The 14,912-nt window shown below is 61.4% G+C and carries 14 protein-coding genes; 13 read left to right on the forward strand and 1 reads right to left on the reverse strand.

The window, feature by feature from the left end:
* Positions 1–12: 12 nt before the first annotated feature.
* Positions 13–1,197 (reverse strand): ABC transporter substrate-binding protein, encoded by a 1,185-nt coding sequence (locus SB725_RS14650; protein WP_410922008.1) that lies wholly within the window; start codon positions 1,195–1,197, stop codon positions 13–15.
* 405 nt (positions 1,198–1,602) lie between these two features.
* Here SB725_RS14650 and pedF point away from each other — a divergent pair, with 405 nt between their 5' ends.
* The 13 genes from pedF to SB725_RS14715 all read left to right on the forward strand — a co-directional run bounded on the left by pedF (position 1,603) and on the right by SB725_RS14715 (position 14,908).
* Positions 1,603–2,064: a cytochrome c-550 PedF gene (gene pedF / locus SB725_RS14655; RefSeq protein ID WP_410922009.1), complete on the forward strand. Its 462-nt coding sequence runs from the start codon at positions 1,603–1,605 to the stop codon at positions 2,062–2,064.
* A 4-nt stretch (positions 2,065–2,068) separates the two neighbouring features.
* The gene (locus SB725_RS14660; RefSeq protein WP_410922010.1) at positions 2,069–2,944 is read left to right on the forward strand and encodes a substrate-binding periplasmic protein; all 876 of its coding nucleotides are present in this window, start codon (positions 2,069–2,071) and stop codon (positions 2,942–2,944) included.
* 9 nt (positions 2,945–2,953) lie between these two features.
* Entirely contained in the window at positions 2,954–3,715 is a 762-nt protein-coding gene (locus SB725_RS14665) for a quinoprotein dehydrogenase-associated SoxYZ-like carrier (protein ID WP_027923294.1), read from the forward strand.
* Between the two features lie 16 nt (positions 3,716–3,731).
* A complete protein-coding gene (locus SB725_RS14670) occupies positions 3,732–4,670 on the forward strand; it encodes a quinoprotein relay system zinc metallohydrolase 1 (RefSeq protein WP_410922011.1) in 939 nt (312 codons plus the stop codon).
* A 143-nt stretch (positions 4,671–4,813) separates the two neighbouring features.
* On the forward strand, positions 4,814–6,589 hold the full coding sequence (locus SB725_RS14675; protein ID WP_027923296.1) for a PQQ-dependent methanol/ethanol family dehydrogenase: 1,776 nt from the start codon (positions 4,814–4,816) through the stop codon (positions 6,587–6,589).
* 247 nt (positions 6,590–6,836) lie between these two features.
* Entirely contained in the window at positions 6,837–8,357 is a 1,521-nt protein-coding gene (locus SB725_RS14680; RefSeq protein ID WP_410922012.1) for an aldehyde dehydrogenase family protein, read from the forward strand.
* Positions 8,358–8,613: 256 nt separating this feature from the next.
* Positions 8,614–8,685: a pyrroloquinoline quinone precursor peptide PqqA gene (gene pqqA, locus SB725_RS14685; RefSeq protein WP_003253598.1), complete on the forward strand. Its 72-nt coding sequence runs from the start codon at positions 8,614–8,616 to the stop codon at positions 8,683–8,685.
* Positions 8,686–8,740: 55 nt separating this feature from the next.
* The gene (pqqB, locus tag SB725_RS14690) at positions 8,741–9,655 is read left to right on the forward strand and encodes a pyrroloquinoline quinone biosynthesis protein PqqB (protein ID WP_410922013.1); all 915 of its coding nucleotides are present in this window, start codon (positions 8,741–8,743) and stop codon (positions 9,653–9,655) included.
* Positions 9,656–9,699: 44 nt separating this feature from the next.
* Positions 9,700–10,452, forward strand: coding sequence for a pyrroloquinoline-quinone synthase PqqC (pqqC, locus tag SB725_RS14695; protein ID WP_027923299.1), 753 nt, complete (start codon positions 9,700–9,702; stop codon positions 10,450–10,452).
* On the forward strand, positions 10,449–10,721 hold the full coding sequence (pqqD, locus tag SB725_RS14700) for a pyrroloquinoline quinone biosynthesis peptide chaperone PqqD (RefSeq protein WP_027923300.1): 273 nt from the start codon (positions 10,449–10,451) through the stop codon (positions 10,719–10,721). The genes pqqC and pqqD overlap by 4 nt, the downstream gene beginning before the upstream one ends.
* Entirely contained in the window at positions 10,699–11,841 is a 1,143-nt protein-coding gene (pqqE, locus tag SB725_RS14705; RefSeq protein WP_194939611.1) for a pyrroloquinoline quinone biosynthesis protein PqqE, read from the forward strand. Before pqqD ends, pqqE begins: the two co-directional genes overlap by 23 nt.
* Before the next feature lie 192 nt (positions 11,842–12,033).
* Positions 12,034–13,197 (forward strand): alcohol dehydrogenase-like regulatory protein ErcA, encoded by a 1,164-nt coding sequence (ercA, locus tag SB725_RS14710; protein WP_059180994.1) that lies wholly within the window; start codon positions 12,034–12,036, stop codon positions 13,195–13,197.
* Positions 13,181–14,908: a NahK/ErcS family hybrid sensor histidine kinase/response regulator gene (locus tag SB725_RS14715; RefSeq protein WP_410922015.1), complete on the forward strand. Its 1,728-nt coding sequence runs from the start codon at positions 13,181–13,183 to the stop codon at positions 14,906–14,908. Before ercA ends, SB725_RS14715 begins: the two co-directional genes overlap by 17 nt.
* Positions 14,909–14,912 lie beyond the last annotated feature (4 nt).

The following is a 14,912-nucleotide window of genomic DNA, read 5'->3' on the forward strand; positions in this document are numbered from 1 at the left end:
TGGACAGTTGGATCAGGGAAAGCGGCAGCTGACCTCGGGTTTGTCGTAACCCAGGCTGTCCATTTCGTTGAAGGGATGCAGAAAGCCGTCCTGCGGCGACGTGCTGACCAGGGCGCGGGGCTGGACGATGGGAATCGGTTGGCGCAACTGGCCGTTCCACGCGCGATAACTGAGCTTGCGTCCCTTGAAACCGTCCAGCGGCAGTTGATCGCTGAGTTCCAGCTGACGGATCGCCATCGGCTCGGTCTGGCGCAATTTGCTCACCGCGCTGGCGACGCTGCGCACGGCCATCCAGGCCGCGAAATCGCGGTCGTTCATCCAGCGACCGGTCAGGGCTTCAAAACGCTTTTGCAATTGCGCGGCGCCGTAGGTTTCCACGGTTTTGTGCCAACCCACCGGGGTCAGCCCTTGCGTGCCGGCGACGGGGCGCGGGTACCAGGTCTGGTAGGGCACGTATTCGCCGAAGTCGCCGCGTTCATCGGCCACCAGCACCACGTCATATTCGGCGGTCTGGGTGAACAGCGGCATGTCCGCCTGAGCACTGCGACGTTGGTCGTTATCAAAGCTCCAGGCCTTTTCCTCCACCAGTTGCAGGCCGAAGCGTTTTGCTGCGCGGCGCAGGGCAGCAGCGTAGGCTTGATCGTCGGTGGTCGGGCCAACGATCAGCAGCGCGCGTTGCCATTTGCGCACCACCAGAAATTGCGCCAGCGCATCGGCGAGCATCGCGCGACTCGGCAGGGTGTGCAGCACGTTCGACAGGCAATCGGTGGTCCGCAGGCGATCGTCGGGACTGCCGGCGTTGAATATCAGGCTGTCGGGCAGGGCGGCGCTGAGCTGGCGCAAGCTGTCGGCCGGGGCGTTCACCACAAACAGCCGCAGACCCTGCGCGTGCTGGGCGTTGGCCGCATCGAGCAAGGCTTCAGGGCTGTCGACGCTGGCGCTGACCAGCGCGTAGCTGTGGTTGAGAAAACGTCCGGTGCTGTTGCTGTCGGTGATCGCCAGTTCGGCGCCGCGCAGTCCGGCATCGCTCGGTTCGGGAATCACGTTCGACAGGAGCGGCCCAGGATCGGGCCGATAACCCAGGTAGCCGATCCGCACCTCCAATGGCGCCTGCGCAGCCTGGCTCTGAGTAGCCACGCCGGCGGCGCAGGCAATCGCCAGCAGGTAGAGCAAGGCGTAAGGGGCAAGCAGGCGCATAGGGCACTCCTTTACAGGTAGCGCCAGCATAGGAAGCCTGTGGAGCAGAGGAAATATGCAGAAAGTAGCGGAGAGCCAGTACCAAGGTAGTAACCCCTGCGTACCTGCGCGGTTTTAGCATGGAGCGACCACGGTCATCGCCCCGGAGGAGAACATCCGATTTCAGCGGTAACACAATTTTTGTAGCCGCTGGTGTTATGGCTTAACTGGCCGTTACTGACACTGCCCGCTTCGCCGGGACACCAGGCCTGTTGGCGACGTACCCGAGGTGTGCATCCATCGCCTTACTACCAAGGGACTAGAAGGCGACCACCAAAGCAGCATGGGGTGTTGGCGATGCCGTTTCTAAGATGAGTGCCATAGCCTCTGCCAAGAGGTTTTGCGTGCAATCCTGAGGGCATAACAATGACAACAAAACGCAACGCCTTGCTCGTCGTCGGTCTGCTGGCCGGCTTTATCAGTTCAGGTTCCGTGTGGGCTCATGGCAACGTGGTGCCGCAAGCGGTTGAAACCCAGGGCCTGACACCGATCAAGGACGCCGGTGTAACGGTGGATGGCGATGGCTGGGCCGCGGCCAACCCCTATCGAGCCTCCCCGGAACACGACAGAGCCCTGGAAATCGGCTCGTCGGCCTACAACCAGAACTGCGCGGCGTGTCATGGCCTGGAAGCCAAGTCCGGCGGGATCGCCCCTGACCTGCGCCTGCTTGATGTCGGCGAGGCGGGTGACGAGTGGTTCGTCGAACGCGTGCGTCATGGCGCCGTGCGTGACGGTCGGGTCTACATGCCGAAAATGGCTGATTACCTGAGCCAGGAAGCGTTGTGGGCAGTGCGCACTTACCTGGACAGCGTTCACGTCGAGGAGTGATTCCATGCGTCTGCTCGCGGTGTTGATCAGTGCGCTGTGGCTGTGTTGCCAGACGGTGCAGGCGCAGGTTCGAAACTATGACGAAATGATTGCTGCCGGGGAGCTGAAAGTGGCGGTTTACAAGGACTTCGCCCCCTACAGTTTTGAGCAGGCCGGCCAGCCCCGAGGCGTCGATGTCGAACTCGCCGAGGCGCTGGCCAAGGCGCTCGGCGTACGCCTGACGCTGATCTGGGCCCCCGCCGGGGAAAAACTCGATGACGATCTGCGTGATTACATCTGGCGCGCCAGTGCCTTGCACAACCAGCAATTGGCTGACCTGATGATGCGTGTGCCCTATGACCGTGACTACGCCCAGAAGCGCAACGAGTTTGGCGAAATGGAAAACGGGCATGTGGTGATGTTCGGGCCCTATCAGACCGAACAATGGCAGGTGGCTTACGATCAACGCCGATTGGACAAGGTCGGCAGCGTGGCCGTGTTCGACTCGCATCCGATCGGCGTCGAGGTCGACAGCGTGCCGTCGTTCTACCTGACGTCGGTGTTCAACGGCATGCTCGCGGCCAAAACCCACCACTACCCGGGCGTACCCCAGGCCTTTGCGGCGATGAAGGCCGGTGAGGTCGACGCGGTCATGGCCATGCGTGGCGAAATCGACTGGCAAGTGCATGAGGCGGCCGACCCGCAATGGGCGTTGGCGCAAAACGCCTATCCGAACATGGGCAAGCAACTCTGGGAGATCGGCATGGCCGTGCACGAAAGCAATCGGCAATTGGCGTATGCCGTGGAAGAGGCGCTGGAAGGCCTGATCCGCGAGGGTTCCGTGAAGACGATCTACAGCCATTACGGCCTGCGGTATGACGTGCCGGAGATGTACCAATAGGAGCGGGTGATGAGCTGGCGAATCAAGTGTCTGTTGGCCTGCTGGTTACCTTTGGCCGCGCACGCCGCGAGTATCGATCCGGGCAAAGACCCGGTGCCCTCGGTGATGTGGGCGTTCTATCACAAGCAAATGCTCGGCGACGCGCCTTTTGTCTTCGATGACCGGGTCAAGCTGCTGGCGCCGCCGTTCGCCGAAGATGCCCGGCAGGTGCCACTGGAAATCGATGCGCGAGCGTTCAAGGGCGAGGTGGTGAAAATCCTCGCCTGGGCCGAGCTCAATCCGCTGCCGAAGATTGTCGACTTCCAGCCGCTGGACCGCGTGTTGCCGTGGTTGTCGATCCGTATCCGGATTGAACAGGCCACCCCTTTACGCGCCGCGGTCCTGACGCGCGATGGGCTGTGGCATGTCGGTTCGACCCTGATCGATGCGGCGGGCGGTGGTTGCACCGCACCCAGTGTGGTGCGTACCCAGCCCGGCTGGGAGGAACACCTCGGCGAGGTTTTGGGCGCCCGCTATCCGCGCACTGACTTCAGCCGTTTGCGCGTGCAGGTGGCGCATCCGATGGACAACGGCATGGTCAACGGCATCCCGGAATTTTTCATCAACCATGCCGAATTGCGAAGCGCGGATGATCAGCTGTTGGCGCGGCTGGAGCTGTTTCCTGCCGTCAGTGAAAACCCCAACCTGGCCTTCGACATCGAAGGGGCAGGGCAGACGCGTCTGATTATCCGGGACAACAGCGGCAATGAATTTGATGCGTCGATTCCCTGAGCCGAAGGAGTATTTCATGCGCTGGATACTGCTGATGGTGTTGAGCGTCAGCCTGCCGGCCATGGCCGACCTTGAGTATTCGCTCAAGCCCCGGCAGATCGCCGAAGACACCTGGCTGCTGGAAGGCAGTACGGATAATTTCGCCAAGGCCAACGGCGGCAATATCGTCAACACCGCGTTCATTGTCACCGAGGGCGGGGTGGTGGTCATCGACACCGGGCCGTCGAAGCGCTACGGCGAGGCGATGCACCAGGCGATTGCCGAGATCACCGATAAACCCGTGGTTCAGGTGTTCCTGACCCACCATCATCCGGACCATGTGCTGGGCAATCAGGCCTTCGCTGACGTGCCCATCGGCGCGCTGGCGGGGACGACCGAGCTGTTGCATCAACAAGGCGATGCGATGGCAGAGAATATGTATCGAATGGTGGGTGACTGGATGCGTGGCACCGAAGTGGTGTTGCCCAATCAAGTCGTGACGCCAGGCGTACGCAGTTTTGGGAATCACGATTTACGCTTGCTGGGCCTGGGTGGGCATACGGGAGCGGATCTGGCTATTCTCGACCAGCGAACCGGCGTGCTGTTTACCGGGGACCTGGTGTTTTATCAACGGGCCTTGACCACGCCCAACAGCCCCGGGCTGTCTGTGTGGCTGGCGGACATCGCGACCCTGCAGGGCTTGCCCTGGACGCTGATCGTGCCGGGTCACGGCCCCGTGTCCAGCGACCCACAACCCTTCGAACAAATGCGCGACTACCTGACCTGGCTCGACCAGTTGCTGCAAGCGGGTGCAGCGAATGGCAGCGACATGGCCGAGATGATCCGCAGTCCGATCCCCGAACGTTTCGCCGGGATCACGCTGAGCCGTTATGAATTGATCCGCAGCGTCAGTCATTTGTACCCGCGCTACGAGCGTGGGCAGATGACCCGGGTGGATTCCGGCGCAGCCAGATAATGCTTGAACCCATGCGACCCGCTACTAAGGGATTAGGAATCTCCATATTGCGGGTAATTGTTGTCGGGGCGACGGCGCCCAAGAATCTGCACTACGCCGGGAAACTCTCCCGCGAATAACAAAAAACCGCAGAGGTAGCCGTCATGACTCAACCCGCACGTCGCCAGCCCTTCGTCTTGAGCCTGCTGCTCAGTGCCATGCTGTTGTCTGGCCAGGCATTGGCCGCGGTCACCGACCAGGACATTCTCCAGGACCCGAAAAACCCGGAGCAAATTGTCACCAACGGCCTCGGCGTCCAGGGGCAACGCTACAGCCCGCTGGATATTCTCAACGTCGACAACGTGAAGGAGTTGCGACCTGCCTGGGCATTCTCCTTCGGCGGCGAAAAACAGCGTGGCCAGCAGGCACAGCCGATGATCAAGGACGGCGTGATGTACATGACCGGTTCTTACTCGCGGGTGTTCGCGGTCGATGCGCGCACCGGCAAGAAGCTCTGGCAGTACGATGCGCGCCTGCCGGATGACATCCGTCCGTGCTGCGACGTGATCAACCGTGGCGTGGCGCTGTATGGCGACCTGGTGTTCTTTGGCACGCTCGACGCCAAGCTGGTGGCCCTGAACAAAGACACCGGCAAAGTGGTGTGGAGCAAGCAGGTGGCCGACCACAAGGAAGGCTATTCGATCAGCGCCGCGCCCTTGGTGATCAACGGCAAGCTGATTACCGGCGTGGCCGGTGGCGAGTTCGGTGTGGTGGGCAAGATCTCGGCGTACGACCCGAAAAATGGCGATCTGTTGTGGGTCCGCCCAACCGTCGAAGGTCATATGGGCTACGTCTACAAGGACGGCAAGGCCATCGAGAACGGCATCTCCGGCGGTGAAGCCGGCAAGACCTGGCCGGGTGACTTGTGGAAGACCGGCGGTGCCGCCCCGTGGCTCGGCGGTTACTACGACCCGGAAACCAATCTGCTGCTGTTCGGCACCGGCAACCCGGCACCGTGGAACTCGCATTTGCGTCCTGGCGATAACCTCTACTCGTCGTCGCGCCTGGCGCTCAACCCGGACGATGGCACCATCAAATGGCACTTCCAGAGCACGCCCCACGACGGTTGGGACTATGACGGCGTGAACGAGCTGGTCTCGTTCAACTACACCGAGGGCGGCAAGGAAATCAAAGCGGCGGCCACGGCGGACCGCAACGGTTTCTTCTACGTGCTGGACCGTACCAACGGCAAGTTCATCCGCGGTTTCCCGTTTGTGGACAAGATCACCTGGGCCACCGGCCTGGATAAAGATGGCCGGCCGATCTACAACGAAGCCAGCCGCCCTGGCGCTCCGGGTTCCGAACCCAAGGGCAGTTCAGTCTTTGTAGCGCCTGCGTTCCTGGGCGCGAAAAACTGGATGCCGATGGCCTACAACCGCGACACCGGCCTGTTTTACGTGCCATCCAACGAGTGGGGCATGGACATCTGGAACGAGGGCATCGCCTACAAAAAAGGCGCGGCATTCCTCGGCGCCGGGTTCACCATCAAACCGTTGAATGAAGACTACATCGGCGTGCTGCGCGCCATCGACCCGATAACCGGCAAAGAAGTCTGGCGCCACAAGAACTATGCGCCGCTGTGGGGCGGGGTACTGACGACCAAGGGCAATCTGGTATTCACCGGCACGCCGGAAGGTTTCCTCCAGGCGTTCAATGCCAAGACCGGCGAGAAAGTCTGGGAATTCCAGACCGGTTCCGGCGTCCTCGGCTCGCCCGTGACCTGGGAAATGGACGGCGAACAGTACGTGTCTGTCCTCTCCGGCTGGGGCGGCGCCGTACCGTTGTGGGGCGGGGAAGTGGCCAAGCGCATCAAGGACTTCAACCAGGGCGGCATGCTCTGGACCTTCAAGCTGCCGAAAGACCTGGTGGCCAAGCACTAACCCCCAGTCCACCGCATAACCCCTGTGGGAGCGAGCTTGCTCGCGATAGCGGTGTCTCAGTCACAGCAGTTCTGACTGAACAGACGCCATCGCGAGCAAGCTCGCTCCCACAGTGTTTTGTGTGAAACCTACGACCAAATAACGAGAGCCCTCCTGCCAACGGCGCATTCGTCCGGCACGCGGGGCTCTCTAGTATCGGTTCATCGCTTGTCGGCCCGACAGGCATCGACCCAGACAGAGGCCCACCATGATCTACGCACAACCCGGAACCCCAGGCGCCGTTGTTTCCTTCAAACCGCGCTATGGCAACTTCATCGGCGGCGAGTTTGTCGCGCCGGTCAATGGCGAATACTTCACCAATACCTCGCCGGTGAACGGTGAGGTGATTGCCGAGTTCCCACGCTCCAGCGCCGCCGACATCGACAAGGCCCTCGACGCGGCACACGCCGCTGCGGATGCCTGGGGCAAGACCTCGGCCCAGGACCGTTCGCGGGTGCTGCTGAAAATCGCCGATCGCATCGAACAAAACCTGGAAATCCTCGCCGTCACCGAAACCTGGGACAACGGCAAGGCCGTGCGCGAAACCCTGAACGCCGACGTGCCATTGGCTGCCGACCACTTCCGTTACTTTGCCGGGTGCATTCGCGCCCAGGAAGGCGGCGCTGCGGAGATCAATGAACTGACCACCGCCTATCACTTTCACGAGCCTCTGGGCGTGGTCGGGCAAATCATTCCGTGGAATTTCCCGCTGCTGATGGCGGCCTGGAAACTTGCCCCGGCCCTGGCCGCCGGTAACTGCGTCGTGCTCAAACCGGCCGAACAGACGCCACTGTCGATCATAGTCTTCGCTGAGCTGATCGCCGATTTGCTACCGGCGGGCGTGTTGAACATCGTCCAGGGCTTCGGTCGTGAAGCCGGCGAAGCGCTGGCCACCAGCAAGCGCATCGCCAAGATCGCCTTCACCGGTTCCACCCCGGTCGGCGCGCACATCATGCATTGCGCCGCCGAGAACATCATCCCGAGCACCGTCGAACTGGGCGGCAAGTCGCCGAATATCTTCTTCGAAGACATCATGAACGCCGAGCCGCAGTTCATCGAAAAAGCCGCTGAAGGCCTGGTGCTCGCATTCTTCAACCAGGGCGAAGTCTGCACCTGCCCATCGCGGGCGCTGGTGCAAGAATCGATCTACGAGCCGTTTATGGCCGAGGTGATGAAGAAGATCGTCAAGATCAAACGCGGCAACCCGCTGGACACCGAAACCATGGTCGGCGCCCAGGCGTCGGAGCAGCAATACGACAAGATCCTCTCGTACCTCAAAATCGCTCAGGAGGAGGGGGCCGAACTCCTCACCGGTGGCGCCGCCGAACGGCTTGAAGGTGACCTGTCCAGCGGCTATTACATCCAGCCGACGCTGCTCAAGGGCCACAACAAGATGCGCGTCTTCCAGGAAGAAATCTTCGGTCCGGTGGTGGGTGTCACCACCTTCAAGGACGAAGCTGAAGCGCTGGCGATTGCCAACGACAGCGAGTTCGGCCTCGGTGCCGGCCTCTGGACCCGCGACATCAACCGCGCCTACCGCATGGGCCGGGCGATCAAGGCCGGGCGCGTGTGGACCAACTGCTATCACCTGTACCCGGCGCACGCCGCGTTCGGTGGCTACAAGAAGTCCGGCGTCGGTCGGGAAAACCACAAGATGATGCTCGATCACTACCAGCAGACCAAGAACCTGCTGGTCAGCTACGACATCAATCCGCTGGGGTTCTTCTAACCCTCGAACACACCGTAATCCCTGTGGGAGCGGGCTTGCCCGCGATGAGGCCTGCACATTCAACATTGATGTTGACTGTCACGCCGCCATCGCGGGCAAGCCTGCTCCCACAGGGGTACTTCGGTGAATTTGAAAGTCCCGTACACCCCCTACCAACGCACCCCGCCATCTCCTTCGAAAGTAGCATTCGGGCGCCCGATGCCCCGTGCATTAATGGCTTTACCGGAATCGCCCGGCACAAGAAGAGGATTGACCCATGTGGACTAAACCCGCGTTTACCGATCTGCGCATTGGCTTCGAAGTGACGATGTATTTCGCCAACCGTTGATTGCTCACCCGGCCAGCCGTCGGGTTGGCCGGGCCTGCCTTTTGGAGCCTCATTCATGCACATTCGCGTTCTCGGCTCGGCTGCTGGTGGCGGTTTCCCGCAGTGGAATTGCAATTGCCACCAATGCGCCGGGATGCGCAATGCCAGCCTGCGGTCACAACCGCGCACCCAGTCCTCGATTGTCCTGAGCGACAACGATGTGGATTGGGTGCTGTGCAATGCTTCGCCGGACATTCGTGCGCAGCTTGCGAGTTTTCCGCTGTTGCAACCGGCTCGCCAGTTGCGTGACAGCGCCATCGCGGGTGTCGTGCTGCTCGACAGCCAGATCGATCACTGCACCGGTTTGCTGAGCCTGCGCGAAGGCTGTCCGCATGCCGTCTGGTGTACCGAACGGGTTCACCAGGACCTGAGCAGCGGCTTCCCGCTGTTCAACATGCTGCGCCACTGGAATGGCGGGCTGCAGTGGCAGCCGATCGGCCTGGATCGTCAGCCGTTCAGCATTCCTGCCTGCCAGCACTTGCGCTGGCGGGCGATTCCCTTGGTGAGCAACGCACCGCCGTACTCACCCAATCGCGGCCATCCGCAACCGGGCGATACGATCGGCTTGTTCATTGAAGACCGACGCAGCGGCGCATCGCTGTTTTATGCGCCGGGGCTGGGGCAAGTCGATGACGAAGTGCTGGGCTGGATGCAGCGTGCCGATTGCCTGCTGCTGGACGGCACTTTGTGGCGTGACGACGAAATGCGCGTCTGCGAAGTCGGCCAAAGTCTGGGCAGCGAAATGGGCCACCTGTCGCAAAGCGGCCCCGGCGGCATGCTTGAGGTGCTCGAAGGTTTTACCCGCCAGCGCAAGGTGCTGATTCACATCAACAACACCAATCCGATCCTCGATGAAGACTCGGCCGAGCGGGCCTTGCTGGAACGGCGTGGAATCGAAGTGGCTTATGACGGCATGAGTATTGAGCTGTAGCGGATAGCCCCATCGCGGCAGCACAAATCCATCGGAGAACCGCAATGACCGGCACTGCAATGACCCCCACCGAATTCGAAGCCGCCCTGCGCGCCAAAGGCGCCTACTACCACATCCATCACCCGTTTCACCAAGCCATGTACGCCGGCCGCGCGAGCCGCGAGCAGATTCAGGGCTGGGTCGCCAATCGCTTCTATTACCAGGTGAACATTCCGCTCAAGGATGCCGCGATCCTCGCCAACTGCCCGGACCGCGACGTGCGCCGTGAGTGGTTGCAACGGATTCTCGACCATGACGGCGTGCCCGGCAGTGAAGGCGGCATCGAAGCCTGGCTGCGTCTGGGCGAAGCGGTGGGGCTGGATCGCGAACAGATTCTGTCCCAGGAACGGGTGCTGCCTGGCGTGAGGTTCGCCGTCGATGCCTATGTCAATTTCGCCCGTCGCGCCTGCTGGCAGGAAGCGGCGAGCAGTTCGCTGACCGAGCTGTTCGCCCCGCAGATCCATCAGTCCCGACTCGACGCCTGGCCGACGCATTACCCGTGGATCGACGTTGCCGGTTATGACTATTTTCGCAACCGTTTGAGTCAGGCCCGACGCGATGTTGAGCACGGCTTGCGCATTACCTTGGCGCACTACGTCACACGCGAGGCGCAGCAACGCATGCTCGAGATCCTGCAATTCAAACTCGATGTGCTGTGGAGCATGCTCGACGCCATGAGCATGGCCTACGAGCTGGAGCGTCCGCCTTATCACACCGTCACGGCCGATAAAGTCTGGCACCGGGGGATTGCCCTGTGAGCCTGATCCAACGCGGGTGGTTGCCGTCGTTGCGCCAGGGCTTTCGTTTGCAATGGGAGCCCCGCCAGGACTGTCACGTGCTGCTGTACCCCGAAGGCATGATCAAACTCAACGCCAGCGCCGGGCAGATCCTCGATCTGGTGAATGGCCGGCGCAGTGTCTCGGCGATCATAGAGCGACTGACCGCGAATTTTCCCGGCGTACCAGGGATTGATGAGGATGTGCTGGCATTCCTGGAGGTGGCCCATGCGCAATTCTGGATTGAATGATTCACCCGTCGGCCCACCGCTGTGGCTGTTGGCCGAGCTGACCTACCGCTGCCCGCTGCAATGCCCGTATTGTTCCAACCCGCTGGATTTTGCCCGGCATGGCGAGGAGCTGAGCACCGAGGAGTGGATTCGGGTGTTTCGTGAGGCCCGCGAAATGGGGGCTGCGCAATTGGGGTTTTCCGGCGGTGAGCCATTGGTGCGACAGGACCTGGCCGAACTGATCAAAGCCGCGCGAGACATGGGCTACTACACCAACCTGATCACCTCGGGCATCGGCCTGACCGAGCAGAAAGTCCGCGACTTCAAGGTGGCCGGGCTGGACCATATCCAGATCAGCTTTCAGGCGGCTGACGAAGCGGTCAATAACATGCTCGCCGGCTCCCGCAAGGCCTTCGCCCAGAAACTGGCCATGGCCCGCGCGGTGAAAGCCCAGGGGTATCCCATGGTGCTGAACTTCGTCACCCATCGGCACAACATTGATCAGATCGCACAGATCATCGACTTGTGTCTTGAGCTGGAAGCGGATTTTGTCGAGTTGGCCACGTGCCAATTCTACGGCTGGGCCGAACTCAATCGCGTCGGCCTGCTGCCCACCCGCGAGCAACTACAGCGCGCCGAGCGCATCACCAACGAGTATCGCGCGCGGCTTGAGGCCCAGGGCCATCCGTGCAAGCTGATCTTCGTCACCCCGGACTATTACGAAGAGCGCCCCAAAACCTGCATGAACGGTTGGGCCAATCTGTTTCTCGACATCACCCCGGACGGTACCGCGCTGCCTTGCCACAGCGCCCGTCAGTTGCCGGTGCAGTTTCCCAATGTGCGAGAGCACAGCATTGAGCACATCTGGACTGATTCGTTTGGCTTCAACCGTTTTCGTGGCGATGACTGGATGAAGGAGCCGTGCCGCTCGTGTGATGAAAAGCACAAGGACCTGGGCGGCTGCCGTTGCCAGGCGTTCATGCTCACCGGCGATGCCGCCAATGCCGACCCGGTGTGCAGCAAGTCGCCGCACCATGGCGTGATCCTCAAGGCCCGGGAAGAAGCCGAAGCCGTGGGGCAGGGCATGGAACACCTGACGTTGCGCAACGAAAAGGCTTCGCAGCTGATCTACCGCGGATGAATCTGGCAACACCAATCCCTTGTAGCAGTGAGCCTGCTCGCGATAGCGGTTTAACATTCAGCATCTTTGTTGGCTGACACTCCGTCATCGCGAGCAAGCTCGCTCCCACAGTGTTCTTTGGTCTGATTGCATTCGCAGCCGGATGGTTTAGTGTGGGTTCTATCTTCCAAAACAATAAAAACAGGCTTTCCAATGAGCCAGAGTCTCAGCCAGCTGCGTAAGTTCGTGTCTCCAGAAATCATCTTCGGTGCCGGCTGTCGGCACAATGTCGGTAACTACGCCAAGACCTTCGGTGCCCGCAAAGTCCTGGTGGTCAGCGACCCCGGGGTGATTGCCGCCGGTTGGGTCGCCGACGTCGAGGCCAGCCTGCAAGCCTTGGGTATCGATTACTTCCTGTACGCCGATGTCTCCCCCAATCCGCGGGTCGAAGAAGTGATGCTCGGCGCCGAGCTGTACCGGGAAAACCATTGCGATGTGATCGTCGCCGTCGGCGGTGGCAGCCCGATGGATTGCGGCAAAGGCATCGGCATTGTCGTTGCTCACGGACGCAGCATTCTCGAATTCGAAGGCGTGGACACCATCCGCGTGCCCAGCCCGCCCCTGATCCTGATTCCGACCACCGCCGGCACGTCGGCTGATGTGTCGCAGTTCGTGATCATTTCCAACCAGCAAGAACGCATGAAGTTCTCCATCGTCAGCAAAGCGGTGGTGCCGGACGTCTCGTTGATCGACCCGGAAACGACCCTGAGCATGGACCCGTTCCTGTCGGCGTGTACCGGCATCGATGCGTTGGTGCACGCCATCGAAGCTTTTGTCTCCACGGGCCACGGGCCACTGACCGATCCCCATGCACTGGAAGCGATGCGGTTGATCAACGGCAACCTGGTGCAAATGATTGCCAACCCGACAGACATCGCCCTGCGCGAGAAGATCATGCTCGGCAGCATGCAAGCCGGGCTGGCGTTCTCCAACGCGATTCTCGGCGCTGTGCACGCGATGTCCCACAGCCTGGGCGGGTTCCTCGATCTGCCCCATGGCCTGTGCAACGCGGTGTTGGTGGAACATGTGGTGGCGTTCAATTACAGCTCGGCGCCGGATCGCTTCAAGGTAATCGCCGAGACCTTCGGCATCGATTGCCGTGGCCTGAACCACCGTCAGATCTGCGCGCGACTGGTGGAGCATCTGATTGCGCTCAAACACGCAATCGGCTTCCACGAGACCCTTGGCTTGCACGGGGTCAGTACAGCGGACATTCCGTTCCTGTCGCAACACGCCATGCACGACCCGTGCATCCTGACCAATCCGCGCGAATCCAGTCAGCGTGATGTCGAGGTCGTCTATGGCGAAGCCCTCTGACGATCAGCAACGGGCACTGGCGGGGTTACTCGGGTTAGGCAGCCATTCGGCGCGCAAGAGCCATTACCCGGAACTGGCCGCGCGGCTCGACGAGCTGGAAGCCGAGCGCAATCGCTACAAATGGTTGTTCGAAAACGCGGTCCAGGGGATTTTCCAGGCCAGCCTGCACGAAGGCATGCGGGCCGCCAACCCGGCGTTGGCGCACATGCTCGGCTATCAGGACCCGCAAGAGGTGCTGTTTTCCCTGGCGGACCTGGCGAGCAACCTGTTTGTCGGCGGGGCCAGTGAGCTGGAAAACATCGGCGAAATCCTTAAGCATCAACGCAGCCTGCACGGCTATGAAACCCAGTTGCGGCGCAAGGACGGCAGCAGCCTCGATGTCTTGATGAACCTGTTGCTCAAGCCCGATCAGGAAGGCCTGGTTGAGGGGTTCGTCGCCGACATCACCGAACGCAAACAAGCCCAGCAGCGTTTACAACAACTCAACGATGAGCTGGAGCAACGGGTCGCCGCGCGCACCGATGAGTTATTGGAAGCCAACCGCAACCTGCAACAGCAGATCACCCAGCGCAAGCAGATCGCCGAGGCTTTGCGCGATGCCCGCGACGCCGCTGAGGCCGCCAATCGCAGCAAGGACAAATACCTCGCGGCGGCCAGTCACGACCTGCTGCAACCGCTTAACGCTGCGCGCTTGCTGATCTCGACGCTGCGTGAACGAAAGCTGCCTGACGTTGAACAGGTCCTGGTCGAGCGTACTCATCAGGCGCTGGAGGGGGCCGAAGATTTGCTCACTGATTTGCTGGATATATCCCGGCTCGATCAGGCGGCGGTCAAACCCGACGTTGCCCTTTATCGTCTCGGCGAATTGCTCGGGCCGCTGGTGTCCGAATTTCAGTCGGTCGCCGAAGCGGCAGGGTTGAACCTGCGCGTGCAGGTGGGCGAGTACGCCATCAGCACCGACCTGCGCCTGATGACGCGCATCCTGCGTAACTTCCTCAGTAACGCCTGCCGCTACACCGACGAGGGCAGCATCCTGCTGGGCGCAAGGCGTCGCGGCGAGATGCTGCGCCTGGAGGTCTGGGACACCGGGCGTGGCATCGCCGCGGACCGACTGGATTCGATTTTCCTGGAGTTCAACCAACTCGACGTCGGACGCGCCGCCGACCGCAAAGGTGTGGGGTTGGGGCTGGCCATTGTTGAGCGCATCGGCAAGATTCTCGGTTATCGGATTGGGGTTAAATCGGTGCCGGGACGAGGGTCGATGTTCAGCATCGACGTACCGATTTCCCATGAGGTGCCGCTGCCGATCAGTCAGGCTGCGCCTCAGTTGACCACGGGCAATCCCTTGCCGGGCCGACGCCTGCTGGTGCTGGACAACGAAGTCAGCATTCTCGAGAGCATGAGCGCGCTGCTTGGGCAGTGGGGGTGCGAGGTGGTCACGGCCACGGATGAATCCTCGGCGCTGGCGGCGCTGCGTGGGCAAGCGCCGGAACTGATCCTGGCGGACTATCACCTCGATCATGGCGTAGTGGGCTGCGATGTGGTCAGGCATTTGCGTGAGCATTACGGCCAGGTGATTCCGGCGGTAATCATCACGGCGGACCGCACGGATCAGTGTCGACGCTCATTGCAGCGACTCGGCGCGCCGCTGCTGAACAAGCCGGTGAAACCCGGCAAGCTGCGTGCGGCGCTGAGTCAGATGCTCGGGTAATGGC

This window comes from Pseudomonas sp. SIMBA_041 (assembly GCF_046535095.1).
In the GTDB taxonomy this organism is placed as follows: domain Bacteria; phylum Pseudomonadota; class Gammaproteobacteria; order Pseudomonadales; family Pseudomonadaceae; genus Aquipseudomonas; species Aquipseudomonas mucoides.